We start from the raw sequence: 14,656 nt of genomic DNA on the forward strand, positions 1-14,656 counted from the left end.
TATGAAACAGTCACCGCAGATGAAAGTGATCCAAGAGCAGATGAAACCGGGGGTGCTCACGCTCCAGGGCTTTCTCGGAAGCGATACCCGTTCCCTGTCTGAAATTCTTGATGCCGATGCAGCGGAGGTACGACGTCTGGGAACAACACATCAGGCAATTGCCGATCGCATGCGCTATTTCCGGAAGGAGGGTGAGGCGGGCCTCGGGGAGTTTACTACCGTCGACAGCTATTTCGATGTCAAGGTGGAATCGGTTCGTGGGAAAATTCCCAGTCCCTTTGGAGGTCCGGGGCTGTATGCGAAAACCAATACAACCCTCCTTAACAAGCAGCTTAATAGATCGCTGGTCTTTACCGATATCAATATCCACCTGATAGGCGAGCACGGTTTTTACGAAGGCAAGGGGAGTCCCTTTCGTCTCGAACCGCGGGCCCTTGTTGAGATACTTGAAATTCCCCGGGAGGCCCAGCAGGTCGAAATCCCCCGCTGACCATCTGTCCCTTCAATCCCTCCGCATCCATGGTGTCGGAGGGAATTCCAACACCTTTTTCCTTTGCCTCGTTCTTGTTGCAGAAAAAGGTTGTTTTTTTTGCATTTTGCACATACACTAACGAGATGCAACAAATAGCAACGATAAGGGCATGAGGCAATGGGAAAGAGTGAACGTTTGATGCAGCTTGAGCTGCTGCTGCTCAGCCATCCCGAGGGGATGCGCAGAGCTGAAATTGCCCGAAGGTTGGGAGTCCATCGTTCCACCGTCGGACGTTATGTGGATGAATTGAAGAAGAAAGTCGACCTCTGGGAAGACGAGTATGTTGTCGGTATTTCCAACGACGAGCCCATGAACATGATGAAGCTTTCGGTCTATGAAAGCCTTGCCTTCCACCTGTCGGCAGAACTGCTTGCAAACCATACGGAATATCACAACCCCCATATGTCGAGTGCCCTCCGGAAGCTCGCAGAAAACCTCCGCCGCAACGCTCCTTCCATGAGTGCCAGTATCGATTCAATGGCAGAGGCAATTGAGACCGGCTCAAAATTGCAGAATCCCGATTATATTAAGGTCCTGGAGACCATGACCGATTCCTGGGTGTCCGGAAAGATCGTTCGCATCAAACATCTAAACGAGAAAACAGGGAAAGAAGAAGAGACAGAGTTTGCTCCCTACTTTATTGGATTTTACGATCAGAACGGTGCGCGAAGGCCCATCAGTGTGACGGGGCGTCTTCGCCATACCGCCGCCATTCAAACCATCGATATTCGGAAAATTCACAGCGCAGAAATTCTTGATGAGACCTATACCATTCCTGACAACCTAAAGCCTTTCGGCAAAAATGAGTTCAACTCTCCTATCGAATCCGAAGATCTCATTCCATTAAAGCTGAGAATTCGTGAGCGGTCGGTGCTGAATGTCTTCCATAATCTCTACGTTAATCGTTTAAAAGTACACGATCCGGAGTCGGACGGATGGATTATCTGCGACATCGAAGCCGAAAATTCCATCGAGCTTTTTCTCAAGCTTGTGCAGTGCGGCCCTTCGGTGGAAATTTTGGAACCCAGCTCGTATCGCCAGAAGTTTATCCGGGAAATTCAAAAGATAGCTTCTGTGTATCACCTGTCCGGAACTTCTTCTGTTTAATTTTTTAATAGTGTTCGGAATCGTGGTGGTCAGGGATATATAATTTTTCCGGGAAGCTCTTGATCTTTTTTTGAGTCTAATTGATAATAGTTCTTGTTATTGATTAGAGGGGGTGGAAATCGAGCTCAAAGCGTTTCTTGAAGATATCTATCGCCGGTATCACCGGCGGGCATTGATCGAGCCCGATCCCCTTCAAACGGTATACTATTTTTCGTCTGATGCGGATCGAGAACTGTTTGGCCTGATAGCGGCTGCATTTTCCGTCGGTAGGGTCGGTTCCATATTACGGGCACTTGAAGAGGTTCGTTGCCGACTGGCTAATCCCGTATCCCCCGCTGCTTCATTGCTGCATAGCACGGCGGAAGATGTAACAAGGGATTTTTCCGGCATGCGATACCGCTTTTTTTCAGGTGATTCGATTGCGTTGTTGATGATAGCTCTGTCGAATCTTCTGAAAACCTATGGATCGCTTCAAGCCGCTTTTATGTGCAACGATGATGCCGGCCCGGACATTCATGGCCGTCTCGCCGGGTTTGTACGCATGTTGTACGACTCCGCCAGGGGCTATGATACCGGAGCACGACGGATCTTACCGAATCCGGATGCGGGAAGTGCCTGCAAGCGGCTTCATCTTTTTCTTCGTTGGATGATCCGGAAGGATGAGATTGATCCGGGGTGCTGGAGTGATCATTTTTCTCCTGCAAAACTGCTTGTGCCGCTTGATACCCATATGCTGCAGGTTTCCCGCCGCCTGGGGCTGACGATGCGAAAGGACGGGAGTCTTAGGACCGCCCGGGAGATTACCGGAGCGTTCAGGGAGTTTGCGTATTCTGATCCTGTGCGTTATGATTTTAGTCTGACGAGAATCGGAATACGGGGAGAGCTAGTGCAATGGCCGGTCTTGACGGCTTAAAATATTTTGTTGAAAGGGGAATAGAAAATGAAGAGTCTGAAGGGCACTGAAACCGAAAAAAACTTATTGAAAGGCTTTTCTGGTGAAAGTCAGGCGAGAAATCGCTATACCTACTTTGCAGGAAAGGCAAAGAAAGAGGGATATGTTCAGATTGCCGATGTTTTCGAAGAGACGGCAAATCAGGAAAAAGAACATGCAAAACGGCTTTTCAAGTTTCTCGAAGGTGGTGAGCTGGAGATTACTGCGTCTTTTCCAGCCGGAGTAATCGGCACAACCGAAGAGAACCTTGCCGAAGCCGCTGGCGGAGAGAACTACGAATGGACCGATATGTATCCCTCTTTTGCGGCAAAAGCAAAGGAAGAGGGGTTCAATGAGATCGCTGCCGTCTTTACCGCCATCGCTGTTGCCGAGAAGCAGCATGAAAAACGGTATAAAGAGCTTCGCGAGAATATCCTGAAAGGCCGGGTATTCAAGCGTGATAAGCCTGTTGTCTGGCGCTGCCGCAACTGTGGTTACATCATTGAAGCGGTTGAAGCACCGAAGAATTGCCCTGCCTGTGCCCATCCCCAGGCCCACTTTGAGCTTTTAGGCGAAAACTGGTAATATAGAAACGCGAGATACAACATACAAATACCATCAAGTCATAAGGAGGACAAAATGGCTACATTGTACGGGATTTACAAGTGCGAGGTGTGTGGGAATATCGTTGAGGTGCTCCATGAGGGAGCAGGTGAACTTGTCTGCTGTGGTCAGCCTATGACCTTTTTCGAAGAGAAAACAGCCGACAGCACCACCGAAAAGCATGTTCCCGTCATCGAGAAGACGGCAAATGGTTATAAGGTAACCGTCGGAAGCACTCTCCATCCCATGGAAGAAAAGCACTACATCGAGTGGATCGAACTTATTGCAGACGGTGTGTCCTATCGTTCCTTCCTCAAACCCGGAGATAAGCCGGAAGCCGAGTTCTGCATTTCCGCATCGAAGGTCAGTGCCCGGGAATACTGTAATGTCCACGGACTTTGGAAGGGTTGATTTCGGTGTTACCGTCTAAGATGCAATCTGCTTTAAACAAGCAGATTGCCGAAGAACTGGGCTCCGCCTATCTTTATCAGGCCATGAGTGCCGACTTCGCAGCAAAGAATCGCCTCGGTATGGCTGCCTGGATGCAGGCGCAGGCCGGGGAGGAGATGGAGCATGCCAGGAAAATCTATCAGTATATTCTCGACAGAGGCGGACGGATCGAATTGATGGCCCTTGCCGCCCCACAGCAATCCTGGGAGAGCCCCCTTGCGGTTTTTAAGGCTTCCTACAAGCATGAACAGCATATTAGCGCTTGTATCCATGATCTTGTAAAACTTGCCCGAGAACTCGACGACACGGCCACTGAAGTCTTTCTTGCCTGGTTCGTAACGGAGCAGGTCGAAGAAGAAGCCAGCGTCGATGAGGTCGTCCAGAAGCTGAATCAGCTCGGCGATGCACCTCATGCACTTTATATGCTTGACAAAGAGCTCGGCGCACGTCAGGCTTGATCATAACCTAATACGGAGGAACAGTTATGCAGAAGTACGTTTGTGATGTTTGCGGCTATATCTACGATCCGGCTGAGGGTGACCCTGATAACGGTGTAGATCCTGGAACGCCCTTTGAGAAGCTCCCGGAAGACTGGGTTTGCCCCCTTTGCGGTGCTTCGAAAGAGGACTTTTCTCCTGCCGACTGATTCTCGTCGGGACGTGGAAAAAAGGCTGCTTCGGGCTTGTTGTCCGGGCGGCCTTTTTTGTTGTCGCGTCATCCATCTTGTCGGCTTTTAAGAATAAAGAGCATAAGGGGGGAAGGGACAACATGATGGATTGTTGCCAAGTCGGATGCGGCACAGTAGCCCTTTGAAAGATACCCCGCGTCGTAGCCCTTTTGGGTGATAACTTGAAGATGTGTGTGGTAGAACCAATTACCGTTTTCATGAAAATCACCGATTTCGGCAAAGGCTTCCCCTGCAGAGACGCTTTCCCCTTTCTGAGGAAGGCTTGCGTGATGCAGGTGGCCGTATAGGGAAAAGAAGGTCTCGAATAGGGGGCTTTCGTGCCTGAGTAACACAAATCCCCCGTAGTTTCCCTCTCCCTCTTCAACGCCGGATACTTCGACCCTTGCGTCGAGCGGTGCGTGCAGCTTGGTTCTCAGGGGGAGGATGATATCGAGCCCGAGATGAAAGAATCTTCCCTCTTCGACCATTTGAGGGCAGTCGGAAAGAAGCGTGCTCCGTTCCTCCAGGTAGGGTGAAAGCCCCCAGCTGTAGCGCCCCCTCATCTTCTGTTCCAGAACCCTTTGCAGGCCCTGTTGGTCTCTGGCCTGCAGGTCCGCAAGTATATCTCCGGCCGGCGAAAGATCGAGAATATAGGGTGCTCCGTGCAGGCCTGAAACCAGGGGCTGCACGGCCACCTTTTCGTCATAGAGCATATAAGGATAACGCATACAATACTCCTTTTGTCTTGCCTATACCGGAAAATTGGTCGAACTGACCAGTCCGGGCATAGGAATAACCGGCTTGCCATCGTCGATAAAAACATCTTTGGGAAGCGTATAGGAGGAATCCAGGGCCTTGAAATAGGGGAGGTCGTAACTGTCCAGTTTGACCCTGATATCCCCCCCACCATGAATAAAGGATGAGGTCAGGCCGTAGTAGACATCCCCCAATGGGGTCTGAAGGATATAGCGGGGGCCTTCTCTTCCGCTCCCTTCCCGTCTGATCTTTGATGCAATATCGACCACATCGTACATGTCGATAGGATGCTTCTCGTTCCAGGCCTTCTGGATGGGATGACCGGCAACGTAGAGATGATGGAATTCGATTCCCGCGCGACGATAGGCGTAGGTTAGATTATAGATCTCATCGGGGTTGTCGTTTATTTCACCCAGAAGCGGTGTGTTTGCATAAACGGTGATGCCTTTGTTGTTCAGTCTGCGGACCAAGGCGCTGTGCATCTCTGTTATCTGATTTGCGTTGATAAACCATGTTTCGATTTCAAGACGCAGTGGATTGCTTACCGTCAGCCTGTTGCACGAGGCAAGGTGCTGGATCATGGCGGGCGATATGGATTCGGGGGCGTAATTCACTTCTGGCAGGGAAATTCGAACCGCGTTAACGTGGTCGATGGTTCCGATTTTCCCGATCAGTGAGCTGATCTCGTGTAGTTCCTCGGCCAGGAGGGACGAAGTGCGGATGATTACATCGCTGATGAGCGTATCGGAGCGAATGTAATCGATGTCCGCTTCCGTTACATCGCTTTGAAGCTCTACCCGCGTTTCGTGAACCCGGGAAAGGGCCGCCGAGCCTCCCTTTACAATCTGTTGGCTTCCAAGTAGTGCCGAAGCAGCCGGAAGTTGCAGCTTATCGGGAATGGAAAGCGGAAGTGTCGTTTTCTTGATCCTCAGGGGCCTGGAGCCGAGAAAGTAGGATGCTTTGCCGATCTTTGCCATGTACTGAATATCCAGGGTACCTTCCTCATTGACCCGAATGTTGGGCAGCTTGGATGCCATGGGGGCAAAGGACTTGAAGTAGTCGGGGGTATACGGGGTCCTAATCCAAATGAAGTTCTCCTGTCCTTCGACCTGCTCAACCGCCCAGCCGCTGGTATACCACTCCATCTTTCCGATGGGGGTGGCGGTACATATCTTGGGTACGCTGCGGTCCGAGAGATGAGCTCGGAGGTATTCGGCTATATCGATACCATCGGAAAGAGGCGACCAGTAGACGCTATTGCCATGAATGGGACTGCAGGGGATGTATATATAATGCATCTCCGCCCCGGCACCGCGCAGCAAGCGAAAAAGCTTCTGAAGTTCGGGGCCTGTATCGTTACAATGCTGCAGAAAAGGGGTCTGGACATAGACGGCGATACCACTTTTGACCAGTTCTGTGATGATCCCAAGACTTTCGGGTGAAACCTCGTCGGGATGGATAAAGTGGGTGGCGATCTCCATCCGTTTGCCGTGAAGCTGGAGCTCCAGGTTCTTTTGCTTCAGATAGTTTAGATACCATTCCCCTTTTCCAAGAAAGAGTTCCGGATAGTAGGCAAGCGAACGGGTGGCGAGCCTGAGGCTCTGCACATGATCAATTCCCATGAGACCATCGATGGCCGCTGCCATGTTGGAGCGGTTGAGAAAAGGGTCACCGCCGGTTAAGACAATTTCTTTAATTGACGGCGATTTTTCTACATGGGCAATTGCCCGATTAACATCTTCTACCGTCGGGTTCTTTTCGTTGCGCGACTCCTTGTGCTTGCGAAAACAGAAGCGGCAATAGACCGGGCAGCTCATGTTAAGCAGAAAAATGACACGGTTCTGGTACATCTGTTCCAAAAGGCCTTGATGGAACTGACCAATCCAGGTATTGGTGTGGCCCACCGGATCCAGCTCCTCCACGAAGGGCATGTATTGATAAGCGACATCCGGGGAGAGGAGCATTTGGCGTATGGTGTGATAGGAAAGCCGTACCGGATAGGTTTCGATCACCTTCTGAAGTTCCGTGCGTGCCGCTTCAGGGACCATGAGATTGGTTTTTGCGACGAGTTGATCCACGTCACCTATGGAGACAAACCCTTTTTGGGGAATGAGCAGCTCTAGAAGGGCCATAAGATAGCGGTAGGGCAAGATGATCCCGTTTATTCTTTTGGGCCCCGATTTCCCTGCCGCAAGTTCCGGCAAGAGCGCCCCAAAAAAACCAGCCGGATCATCTTCGTAACCGCAGGCCTCTATGAGTCTTGCAAAGCGTTGCCGTGCACCGCCTTCACCGATAAGAGCAAGAAATTTTTCGCTTGTGAGATCAGCGTTTGCGTACAGCTCGAGAAATTCCAGACTCTTCCTGTACAATGAGTCGACCGAAACCGATCGCTCCTCTCCACTGTTTCTCCATCGCACCGTAATCTGTGTCGTGTTCTGATAAGTAGCCATCTCATCAACCTTCCTTTTTTATGGCTCAGTATAGGGGAGATGGATGGATGATGCAACTCGTTTCTATGTGAAGATGCATGCTGCTTTTGAGGTATGCAAAGGCTCTGTACCGGAACGTTGCGGCAGGGATTGGAGGGGTGCCGAAGGCAGACCCCGCAGGGGCCAGGGGCCCCGAGGAGGCCGGAGCGAAGCGGAGCCCCGCAAAGCCCGGTCCGAGCGGCCAGCGAGGAGCCGCCCTGAAAAATTGGGACCGGAATAGTTACAGGAATTACAGGCCGTATGGTACGATCACGGCGCTGGTGCTCAGTTCGGGGAGCATTTGGCCGGATTCGGTAAAGCCTATGCCGATGGAGGCTGCGTCGAGGAGCGCTCCGATGGTCCTGTTGGCCTCGAGGTCGGGGCAGCAGGGATAGCCGAAGGAGTAGCGCTTGGTTCGTGTGCCAGAGGGGAAGAGCAGGGTGTCGATGCTCTTGTGAACCAGCGCTGCCAGGGCATCGGTGGCCTCGGCTGCCAGACCGTGAAAGCGCAGGTAGTCCCCGTAACGGTCTTCGGAATATATGAGGTGTGATTTCTGTGCCGGTCCTTCGCCGAGGGTGACAATCTGAAGGGGAAGGATCCCTCCTTCTTCGGGAAAGCGGTCGGCGAGACAGCCTCCCTTTTCCTGTGGCAGGCGGGCAAAGGGAAGGTAGCATGGCTTTTTCCCCGTTTGTTCGACCGTAAGCCGGTCTCCCTCCCTGCTGCAGCGGAAAAAACCGTAGCGAACGTGGGGGACAAAGAGGCCTTCTTCTATGATGAGTTTCTTTAAAGCCTCAAACTTCGGCAGAACCTCGGTTTCGATGAGGGCCTCGTAGGCGGACTGCTCCATCTTGCCCCTCTTGTATCCCCAGCGCCCGCGAAAGAGGGTGCGCCTGTCTATGGTTTCGAAGATTTCATGCAAGTCGAAGCCTTCCCCGTACCGGGCGCCGAAGAAGGGTGGGGGAAGAGGGCCCGGGCTTCCCGCTGGTCTGCATTCGGTGCAGGTGCAGACTTCTGCGGCCTGGGGAGCGTGGGAGCCGTGAGCGCTCCGGGCCGTTTGTGCGGGGGAAGGGGCGGGGCGGGTATTCTTGCGGGTGTCGGTGCTGGCGGGCGCTGGGGTGTTGGACGCGGGGGTGATGGGCGCTGCAGGAACGACCCCTCTGTCAGCCTCTTGTCCTGACCCGGCGCTGCCTTTTGCCTTCTTCAGGCTATCCAGCGCCTTGAGGGCGTCGAATGCATCTTTGCAGTAGTAGACCTCTGCCGGGGCAGCGGGGCGACACTGGCCTTCCACAAAGGCGGGGGTGAGAGCCGCTCCTCCAAGGAGTACGGGAAGCCGCAGCTTGCGCCGTTTCATCTCTTCGAGGTTGGATTTCATGATTGCGGTGGATTTGACCAAAAGGCCGCTCATTCCCACTGCCGTTGCCTTCTCTTCTTCAGCAGCCTTGATGATGGTGTCGATGCCGATCTTTATGCCGAGGTTTTTGACCAGGTAGCCGTTGTTCGAGAGGATGATATCGACCAAATTCTTGCCGATATCGTGGACATCCCCGGCGACGGTTGCGAGAATTACCGTTCCACGCTTGGATACGGAGTCTCCCTTTTCCATATGGGGTTCGAGGATGGAGACGGAGCGCTTCATAACCTCTGCAGACTGGAGAACGAAGGGGAGCTGCATCTCTCCCTTTCCGAATCGTTCACCGACGATCCCCATGGCGGGGATGAGAATCTCGTTTATGATATCGCCTGCCGCCGTGGTTTCGAGACAGCGATTGATGATCTCTTCCAGGCGATCTTTCGAGCCCGCGATAACCCGTGATCGAAGGAGCTCCTGAGGCGGGAGGCTTTGCTCTTTTTCTTTGTTCTCCTCCTCGGAGATGCCCTTACCCTTTTCAAACAGCTCGAGGTAGCGCAGGAGTGCGGAGCCATCCTCGTTATGATAGATCAGATCGAGGGCAGCCTTTCGGGCCTCCGGATCCAGGGCTGCCACCGGTCGTATCTTCTTCGGGTTGACGATGGCCATATCGAGTCCCGCCGAGACCGCTTCGGAAAGAAAAAGGGAGTTTAACACCCGCCTGGCAGGCGCTGCAAGGCCGAAGGAGATGTTGCTCACTCCCATGACGGTAAGGCATCCGGGGACGGCTTCTTTGATGGCCGAAAGGGCCCTGATGCTTTCGGTCCCTGCGCTGCGCAAGGATTCGTCTCCGCTGCCCAGGGTGAAGGTAAGGGGGTCGAATACCAGATCTTCATTGCGCAAACCCGCGTGCCTCGCTATGGCTGCCAGGCGCCGGGCAATGGCCACCTTTTTTTCCACGGTTTTCGCCATGCCCTCTTCATCGATGGTGAGGCAGATAATGGCTGCACCGTAGCGGGCGGCAAGGGCAAAGACCTTCTGGGCATGTTCTTCTCCCGCTTCGAGGTTGATGGAGTTGATCAGCGGCCGTCCGCCGATGGCTTTCAATGCGGTCTCGATCACCTGCGGATCGGTCGAGTCGATGACAAAGGGCAGTCTGTTTCGGGCCGCCGCACCATTGAGGATGTTGAGCATGTCCGACCTCTCGTTACGGCCGGGTACGGCGACACAGAGGTCGGCGGCGTGGGCACCGTAGCCGGTCTGGTCAAGGAGAAAGTCGGCAGCCGCATCCCAATCCTCCTGATCGATCATGCCCCGAAAAACTTTGGAGCCGTTGCTGTTGGCCTGCTCGGCAATGAGAAAGGGTGCGGGTTCCTGGATCATCGGCTGAGCTGAAAAGAGGGAAGAGAGTACCGGTCGCATCGGGCTTGTGGGCGCCGGTACCGGTCTCATTTTTTCTGCGCGAAGTGCCAGCTGCCGGATATATTCGGGCGTTGTTCCGCAGCATCCGCCGGCAACGGCGATGTGAAACCGAGCCAGATAGCCTGCCATGATTTCTGCAAACTGGACCGGCCCCAGGGAGTATACGGTCTTCCCGTCCTTCATTTCCGGTAATCCTGCGTTCGGCATGCAGAAGATGGGGCCGTTGTAGATGGATGCAAGCTGTTCCAGGTTGGGACCCATGAGATCGGGCCCCACGGCACAGTTGATGCCGATCAGGTCGGTCCGCAGGGGGTGGAGGGTGGCCACGACTGCCGAAAGATCGCTTCCCATCAACATGGTTCCCGATTGCTCGACGGTTACCGAAGCGATGATTGGAATATCCCTTCCCGATTGTGCGGCGCTGTCGCCGGCTGCAATGACCGCGGCCTTTGTTTGCAGAAGATCCTGGCTTGTCTCCACCACGAGAAGGTCCGCACCCCCTTCGAGCAGGGCGTCCGCCTGTTTGCGAAAGGCCGTGTAGAGTTCGTCGAAGGTGATATGTCCAAGGGTCGGCAGTTTTGTTCCCGGTCCCATGGAACCGGCTACGAATCGGGGGCGATCAGCGCTTGTATGACGGCCGGCCGCTTTACGGGCAATCTCTGCGGCACGCCGGTTCAGATCGGCACTCTGGGATGCGAGATCGTAATCGTCAAGGACGATACTTGTTGCGCCGAAACTGTTGGTTTCGACAACATCCGCACCGGCGGCAAGGAAGGAATCGTGTATGGCATCGATATACTCCGGAGCCGTTTTGTTGAGAATTTCGTTGCATCCGGCCTTGCCTTCCCAGGCGGCATCGGGAATCTCCAGGGCCTGAATGCTTGTACCCATGGCTCCGTCGAAGATGATGATACGCTTTCCCAAAAGACTCCGAAAGTCGGCTTGTGCCATTATGATGCTCCTGTTACGGATATCGCGGTTGAAAATCTTGCATATTGTACCGAAGGTGGCGGGTATTGCCAATGACGTAAATAAGAAAACGTGAGATAATAGGGATGTTATCGGCCAGCGGCCGATATGTGGGTGTTATACAAAGTGTTTGTTTTATCTTATTAAACACCGTATAATATATTAAACATACCATAAAGGAGCGCTATTGTGGCACAAGGAAAGCCCGTTATCGATTCTGAAAGATGTAAGGGATGCGGACTCTGCCTTGGGGCCTGTCCGAAAAAAATCCTGAAATTGTCGGACGACTTCAATAAGCAGGGTGTTCAGTATCCGGTGTGCGTCGATGAAGATGCATGCATTGCCTGCAAATTCTGCGCAATGATGTGTCCTGATCTGGCGATCACGATTATCAAGACTGCTTGAAGCGGGAGAAGACGGTATGAATAACAAGGTTTTAATGAAAGGAAATGAGGCGATTGGAGAGGCTGCGATTATCGCTGGGTGTACCCACTATTTTGCCTATCCGATTACACCGCAGAATGAGATTCCCGCCTACATGGCGAGGCGCCTTCCTGAGGTCGGCGGCACATTTCTCCAGGCGGAGAGTGAGCTCGCGGCAATTAATATGGTGTTCGGAGCGTCTGCCGCCGGAACCAGGGTAATGACCAGCTCCTCAAGTCCGGGAGTCAGTCTGAAACAGGAAGGGATCAGTTACCTTGCCGGTGCCCAGCTGCCGGCGGTTGTGGTTAATATGATGCGTGGCGGCCCCGGCTTGGGCAACATTGCAGGAAGTCAGGGGGATTACTGGCAGGCGACACGGGGCGGTGGTAATGGCGATTACCGTACCATTGTACTGGGCCCCGCAAATGTACAGGAGCTTGCCGATCTGACCGTAAAGGCCTTCGATCTTGCAGACCGTTATCGCATGGTGGTTATGATCCTTGGGGATGGTTTTCTCGGTCAGATGTCGGAATCCCTGGAGCTTCCCCGGCCCTCGGGAGAGCACTTTGAAAAGCCCTGGGCCCTTACCGGTGCCTCGGGGCGGAAACACAATGTGATTGCCTCCCTGCGTCTCACCCCCGAGGGAGAGCTCGAACGTCACAACCTGAAGCTTATGGAGATCTATCGTCAGGTCGAGGAGCATGAGCGGATGTGGGAAGCCGACCGCTGTGAGGATGCCGATTTTGTATTGGTTGCCTACGGTACCAGCAGTAGAATTTCCCGCGCTGCGGTCAATATTTTGCGCAAAAAGGGAATCAGGGCAGGACTTTTTCGACCTATCTCCCTTTACCCCTTCCCTTATGGGGAGTTGAAGGAGGCTGCCAGGGGGGCAAAGCAGGTGCTGGCCGTTGAGATGAGCGCCGGGCAGATGCAGGAGGATGTTAGGCTGTCGGTGGAAGGTGCGGTTCCTGTCGACGGTTATTTCAGGCTTGGAGGAGCAATCCCCGAGACTGACGAGATTGTGCGAAAGGTGGAAAGCTATGGAAAGTAAAGGCGCCGGATACGAAGTCATATACAAACGACCTGAGGCCATGACCGATGCGAAAACAATCTATTGTCCCGGCTGCGGTCACGGCATCATCCATAAATTGCTGGCCGAGTGCATCGACGAATTGGGAGTTCGGGATGAGACGATTCTGATTGCCCCTGTCGGCTGCTCCGTCCTCGCGTATAACTATATCGACGTGGATGGCTGTGAGGCGGCTCACGGCCGGGCTCCGGCCGTTGCAACGGGGATCAAACGGGTTCACCCCGATAAAATGGTTATCTCATATCAGGGGGATGGAGATCTCTTGGCAATCGGAACTGCCGAGACGATCCATGCCGCGAACCGCGGTGAGAATATCACGGTAATCTTTGTCAACAACGCCATCTACGGCATGACCGGCGGGCAGATGGCGCCCACCACCATGGTGGGACAGGTAACAAAGACGACTCCCTTTGGAAGGGACGCGAACGATGTCGGTTTTCCCATTCGGGCCTGTGAGATGATAAACACCCTCGAGTGCCCGGTTTTTATCGAGCGGGTGAGTGTCTTTGATGTAAAGCAGATCGTAAAGGCAAAGAAAGCGATCAAGAAGGCGTTGACGAACCAGAAAGAGGGAAAGGGGTATTCCTTTGTCGAGGTCCTTTCTATGTGCCCTACAAACTGGGGCCTCAAGCCGCAGGCAGCTGCAGACTGGGTACGGGACGTCATGGTTCCTTACTATCCCCTCGGCAATTTTCGTGATCGTTAGGAGGCATCATCATGAAGGAAGAGATCGTTTTTGCCGGATTTGGTGGTCAGGGTGTTTTGCTCATGGGAAAATTGCTTTGTGTGGCGGCAATGGAAGAGGGCAAGTATGTGAGTCACATTCCCTCGTATGGTGCGGAGATGCGCGGAGGCACGGCGAACTGTCAGGTCGTCATCTCGGATGAGGAGGTTGCAAGCCCTATTGTCGCCCATCCCTCCATTGCGGTGGTCCTCAATACCCCTTCTTTTGCCAAGTTTGAACCGAAGGTAAAGAATGGAGGGCTTTTGCTCTACAATTCGAGCCTGGTCGACCTCCGCTCTGAGCGCACGGACATCACGGTCGTTGATGTGGCGGCGAACAATATTGCCGAGGACGCAGGAAGCGGCAGAGCCGCAAACATGGCGGCGATCGGTAAACTGCTGAAGCTCAAGCCCGATCTTTGCAGCCTTGATGGGGTGATACAGGCCCTTGAAAAGGTGGTATCGGCACGAAATAAAAAGCTCAATGAAGTAAACGAAAAGGTCCTCAAGGCTGGTTTTGCCGCATAAAGGATATCAAGGTGCTATTCCCACGCCCCGAACGCTATGTCGGGGCGTTTTGTTTTTCTTTCTAGTTGGTGCTATATTACCATCTTAGATAGGAGACCATGATGCGGAAAAGACCATCACCAATTGTTTTTCTTATTGTCCTGAGTATACTTCCTTCCTTTTCGCTTTTTGCTGCAGGCAGACAGGAAAAAGCCTCCAGGGGAGAGTCCGCTGTTCATTTCACGTCGAAAAGTCTTGTAAGAATCCTTGAGGAAAGGAACGATGTTACATTTATTGCTTCCGCATTACGCCAAAGCGGTCTTGCAAAGCAGATGGCAGAACTTGACGGATATACCCTTTTTGTTCCTACCGACGATGTGATTGCGCGTTTGCCGGAACGGGCGAGAAAAGCTCTCGCTTCGGATCCCCAGGCGCTTTTGGATGTTCTTACCGCTCAGATGGTAAAGGGGATTGTTACCGTCGAGGAGCTGAGGAAGCGGCCGAGCGTAGAAACGCTATCCGGTATCCACCTCCAGGTGGGAAGCCGAAACGGGCGAATTACCATTGCCGATTCCGATCTCATAGGCGAGGATCTTTTCGGCAATGGCTTCCTCGTTCATGTGGTGACGGGAATCATTGTTCCCAGTATCAAGCTTTAAG

The 14,656-nt window shown here is 53.2% G+C and carries 15 protein-coding genes; 12 read left to right on the plus strand and 3 right to left on the minus strand.

The window, feature by feature from the left end:
* The first annotated feature begins 1 nt into the window (after position 1).
* The 7 genes from SPIRS_RS03040 to rd all read left to right on the plus strand — a co-directional run bounded on the left by SPIRS_RS03040 (position 2) and on the right by rd (position 4,269).
* Entirely contained in the window at positions 2-490 is a 489-nt protein-coding gene (locus SPIRS_RS03040) for a hypothetical protein (protein ID WP_013253208.1), read from the plus strand.
* Positions 491-649: 159 nt separating this feature from the next.
* Positions 650-1,639, plus strand: a complete 990-nt coding sequence (locus tag SPIRS_RS03045) for a helix-turn-helix transcriptional regulator (RefSeq protein ID WP_013253209.1) — start codon at positions 650-652, stop codon at positions 1,637-1,639.
* Between the two features lie 112 nt (positions 1,640-1,751).
* On the plus strand, positions 1,752-2,552 hold the full coding sequence (locus SPIRS_RS03050) for a TIGR02757 family protein (RefSeq protein ID WP_013253210.1): 801 nt from the start codon (positions 1,752-1,754) through the stop codon (positions 2,550-2,552).
* A 27-nt stretch (positions 2,553-2,579) separates the two neighbouring features.
* Positions 2,580-3,155 carry a rubrerythrin gene (gene rbr, locus SPIRS_RS03055; protein ID WP_013253211.1) on the plus strand — a complete coding sequence of 192 codons (576 nt, stop codon included), beginning with the start codon at positions 2,580-2,582 and terminating at the stop codon, positions 3,153-3,155.
* 54 nt (positions 3,156-3,209) lie between these two features.
* Positions 3,210-3,584 (plus strand): desulfoferrodoxin, encoded by a 375-nt coding sequence (locus SPIRS_RS03060; protein ID WP_013253212.1) that lies wholly within the window; start codon positions 3,210-3,212, stop codon positions 3,582-3,584.
* A gap of 20 nt (positions 3,585-3,604) precedes the next feature.
* Positions 3,605-4,081 (plus strand): ferritin, encoded by a 477-nt coding sequence (locus SPIRS_RS03065; RefSeq protein ID WP_013253213.1) that lies wholly within the window; start codon positions 3,605-3,607, stop codon positions 4,079-4,081.
* 26 nt (positions 4,082-4,107) lie between these two features.
* Entirely contained in the window at positions 4,108-4,269 is a 162-nt protein-coding gene (gene rd, locus SPIRS_RS03070; protein WP_013253214.1) for a rubredoxin, read from the plus strand.
* 68 nt (positions 4,270-4,337) lie between these two features.
* On the opposite strand, the gene SPIRS_RS21715 is transcribed toward rd, so the two are convergent.
* From SPIRS_RS21715 to SPIRS_RS03090, 3 genes are all read right to left on the minus strand, one after another.
* A complete protein-coding gene (locus tag SPIRS_RS21715) occupies positions 4,338-5,018 on the minus strand; it encodes a peptidoglycan DD-metalloendopeptidase family protein (protein ID WP_049784576.1) in 681 nt (226 codons plus the stop codon).
* A 21-nt stretch (positions 5,019-5,039) separates the two neighbouring features.
* Positions 5,040-7,496 (minus strand): radical SAM protein, encoded by a 2,457-nt coding sequence (locus tag SPIRS_RS03080; protein WP_013253215.1) that lies wholly within the window; start codon positions 7,494-7,496, stop codon positions 5,040-5,042.
* 268 nt (positions 7,497-7,764) lie between these two features.
* Positions 7,765-11,235, minus strand: coding sequence for a methionine synthase (locus SPIRS_RS03090; protein ID WP_013253216.1), 3,471 nt, complete (start codon positions 11,233-11,235; stop codon positions 7,765-7,767).
* 207 nt (positions 11,236-11,442) lie between these two features.
* On the opposite strand from SPIRS_RS03090, the gene SPIRS_RS03095 reads away from it, so the two are divergent.
* The 5 genes from SPIRS_RS03095 (at position 11,443) to SPIRS_RS03115 (ending at position 14,655) form a co-directional block, all read left to right on the plus strand.
* Positions 11,443-11,658, plus strand: coding sequence for a 4Fe-4S binding protein (locus SPIRS_RS03095; protein ID WP_013253217.1), 216 nt, complete (start codon positions 11,443-11,445; stop codon positions 11,656-11,658).
* Positions 11,659-11,674: 16 nt separating this feature from the next.
* Entirely contained in the window at positions 11,675-12,727 is a 1,053-nt protein-coding gene (locus SPIRS_RS03100; RefSeq protein ID WP_013253218.1) for a 3-methyl-2-oxobutanoate dehydrogenase subunit VorB, read from the plus strand.
* Positions 12,717-13,472 (plus strand): thiamine pyrophosphate-dependent enzyme, encoded by a 756-nt coding sequence (locus SPIRS_RS03105; RefSeq protein ID WP_013253219.1) that lies wholly within the window; start codon positions 12,717-12,719, stop codon positions 13,470-13,472. Before SPIRS_RS03100 ends, SPIRS_RS03105 begins: the two co-directional genes overlap by 11 nt.
* An 11-nt stretch (positions 13,473-13,483) precedes the next feature.
* The gene (locus SPIRS_RS03110; protein WP_013253220.1) at positions 13,484-14,017 is read left to right on the plus strand and encodes a 2-oxoacid:acceptor oxidoreductase family protein; all 534 of its coding nucleotides are present in this window, start codon (positions 13,484-13,486) and stop codon (positions 14,015-14,017) included.
* Positions 14,018-14,115: 98 nt separating this feature from the next.
* Positions 14,116-14,655 (plus strand): fasciclin domain-containing protein, encoded by a 540-nt coding sequence (locus SPIRS_RS03115; protein ID WP_245537682.1) that lies wholly within the window; start codon positions 14,116-14,118, stop codon positions 14,653-14,655.
* Position 14,656 lies beyond the last annotated feature (1 nt).

Source organism: Sediminispirochaeta smaragdinae DSM 11293 (genome assembly GCF_000143985.1).
GTDB classification, from domain to species: Bacteria; Spirochaetota; Spirochaetia; order DSM-16054; family Sediminispirochaetaceae; genus Sediminispirochaeta; species Sediminispirochaeta smaragdinae.

What these genes read in the sequence shown, in the direction of transcription:
- SPIRS_RS03105 (WP_013253219.1), top strand. Translation starts at nt 12,717, where the DNA reads ATGGAAAGTAAAGGCGCCGGATACGAAGTCATATACAAACGACCTGAG.
- rd (WP_013253214.1), top strand. Translation starts at nt 4,108, where the DNA reads ATGCAGAAGTACGTTTGTGATGTTTGCGGCTATATCTACGATCCGGCT.
- SPIRS_RS03110 (WP_013253220.1), top strand. Translation starts at nt 13,484, where the DNA reads ATGAAGGAAGAGATCGTTTTTGCCGGATTTGGTGGTCAGGGTGTTTTG.
- SPIRS_RS03045 (WP_013253209.1), top strand. Translation starts at nt 650, where the DNA reads ATGGGAAAGAGTGAACGTTTGATGCAGCTTGAGCTGCTGCTGCTCAGC.
- SPIRS_RS03115 (WP_245537682.1), top strand. Translation starts at nt 14,116, where the DNA reads ATGATGCGGAAAAGACCATCACCAATTGTTTTTCTTATTGTCCTGAGT.
- SPIRS_RS03065 (WP_013253213.1), top strand. Translation starts at nt 3,605, where the DNA reads ATGCAATCTGCTTTAAACAAGCAGATTGCCGAAGAACTGGGCTCCGCC.
- SPIRS_RS03090 (WP_013253216.1), bottom strand. Translation starts at nt 11,235, where the DNA reads ATGGCACAAGCCGACTTTCGGAGTCTTTTGGGAAAGCGTATCATCATC.
- SPIRS_RS03080 (WP_013253215.1), bottom strand. Translation starts at nt 7,496, where the DNA reads ATGGCTACTTATCAGAACACGACACAGATTACGGTGCGATGGAGAAAC.
- SPIRS_RS03040 (WP_013253208.1), top strand. Translation starts at nt 2, where the DNA reads ATGAAACAGTCACCGCAGATGAAAGTGATCCAAGAGCAGATGAAACCG.
- SPIRS_RS03100 (WP_013253218.1), top strand. Translation starts at nt 11,675, where the DNA reads ATGAATAACAAGGTTTTAATGAAAGGAAATGAGGCGATTGGAGAGGCT.
- SPIRS_RS21715 (WP_049784576.1), bottom strand. Translation starts at nt 5,018, where the DNA reads ATGCGTTATCCTTATATGCTCTATGACGAAAAGGTGGCCGTGCAGCCC.
- SPIRS_RS03060 (WP_013253212.1), top strand. Translation starts at nt 3,210, where the DNA reads ATGGCTACATTGTACGGGATTTACAAGTGCGAGGTGTGTGGGAATATC.
- rbr (WP_013253211.1), top strand. Translation starts at nt 2,580, where the DNA reads ATGAAGAGTCTGAAGGGCACTGAAACCGAAAAAAACTTATTGAAAGGC.